General features: G+C 49.3%; 4 protein-coding genes. All 4 read right to left on the reverse strand.

Annotation, left to right across the window (positions count from 1 at the left end; translation table 11 throughout):
• Positions 1–171: 171 nt before the first annotated feature.
• Positions 172–369, reverse strand: a complete 198-nt coding sequence (locus tag AXE65_RS05285) for a hypothetical protein (protein WP_068389098.1) — start codon at positions 367–369, stop codon at positions 172–174.
• The gene (locus tag AXE65_RS05290; protein ID WP_068389101.1) at positions 356–658 is read right to left on the reverse strand and encodes a hypothetical protein; all 303 of its coding nucleotides are present in this window, start codon (positions 656–658) and stop codon (positions 356–358) included. Before AXE65_RS05290 ends, AXE65_RS05285 begins: the two co-directional genes overlap by 14 nt.
• A gap of 5 nt (positions 659–663) precedes the next feature.
• Positions 664–1050, reverse strand: a complete 387-nt coding sequence (locus tag AXE65_RS05295; protein ID WP_068389104.1) for a hypothetical protein — start codon at positions 1048–1050, stop codon at positions 664–666.
• 48 nt (positions 1051–1098) lie between these two features.
• The coding region (locus AXE65_RS13815) for a hypothetical protein (RefSeq protein ID WP_160330597.1) at positions 1099–1346 on the reverse strand (248 nt) is incomplete at its 5' end.

A 1346-nucleotide genomic window follows, 5' to 3' on the forward strand; every position in this document is an offset into this window, starting at 1 on the left:
TTTAATGGGTTAAATGGCGTCGTTATCTTCTGGCGGCGGGTTGTCTTGTTCGCGGCGGATTTGCCGTAGTGCTTCTTGTTCGGCGTAGTCTCCTATCACTAGATATAAACCGCTTACCACGGCAGTTGGGTCATTGATATAAGTGCGGCGGTGGGCATAAAAGTGCCCCATTCAGCGGATAATATCGCCCCATAACTTATGGCTATCAGGTAGTTCGGCGAGTGCTTCAGTGATTATTTCTTTTGATAAATCGCGCATGATGACTTCCTTGCGGTTATCCACGGCTTCATCAAAGGCTTCGCCTTCGTCGAACCCCGCGCAGTGGTTATCGATACTGGCTTGCACCGGGCAATGGTTATTGAGGTTCATTGATGTCTCTCCCTGTCTTTTCCAATAACAGCATGAGTGCGGCAAAGACCATTGCGGCAATAAAGGCGTAGCCGATTTGCGTTTGCAATATAAAGTCTTCTTTTACCCAGTCATCGGGATTATTGGGCGCTGTGATGACCATTACCAGCACGCCCGCCAGGGCAAAGGCTAAAGAAAATAACAGGGCGTAGCCGCAGAGTGCGGATAGCGCTTTAAGGCCGAGTTTTATGAATAGGCGCTTTTGTGGCGCTTTTAATAGCTTCGGCGCGGTAATGGTTATGGTGCTCATGGTGCCTATCCTTTAATAAGTGAGGCTTTACGCAGTAGGATTAAGTAACCGCTAGTCAAGCGTTCTTCCGATCTTGCGGTTAAATATTCGTTTTTGCCTATCTCCTCATTACAAGCCATTAATTGCCTGCTAAAACTGTTATATATCTCGTAATCTAATATGTCCGGACGGTTAAAGACATCAATGGCTCTTTCCATCATCTTTATCACGCAAACGAATTCGGTAGTATAGTGACTGTCAAGCTTGCTCTGATTTACCAAAATTGATCTCTTGGAGCAGCGGATGCAGTCGCGTTTTGCTTTGTTGCAGTGGATGCTCGCGGCTTTGATTACCGGTGTGGCGGGGCTGTTGATCAGGGCTTTTTCTGTCTGATCTGTTTTCTGCTGTTTCATGGCGTTAGTCCTTAAAGCCCTGCTGCAAAGCGGGGTTTTTTGTGGGAGTTAGGCGGCGGCGCGGGCATATGGGGGCGGGAAAGCCCGTTTAAACGATTGCGCCATTTGCTCTTTTGTGGCGCTTAGGCTGGCCTTTTCTTCTTCGGTGAGTTCAAAGGGCAGTTGGTAAAGATCGCCGCCCGCTACGCGTTTTGCGCCGATGCTTTGCAGGCGGTTCCCCGTCCCTTCCATAAGCCCCCTGTGCATCGCGCTGGGGTCTTTTTGCTGCATCGCGCGGTATTGGTGGTAGTACGCCA

The sequence above is a fragment of the Ventosimonas gracilis genome, assembly GCF_001580025.1.
GTDB classification, from domain to species: Bacteria; Pseudomonadota; Gammaproteobacteria; order Pseudomonadales; family Pseudomonadaceae; genus Ventosimonas; species Ventosimonas gracilis.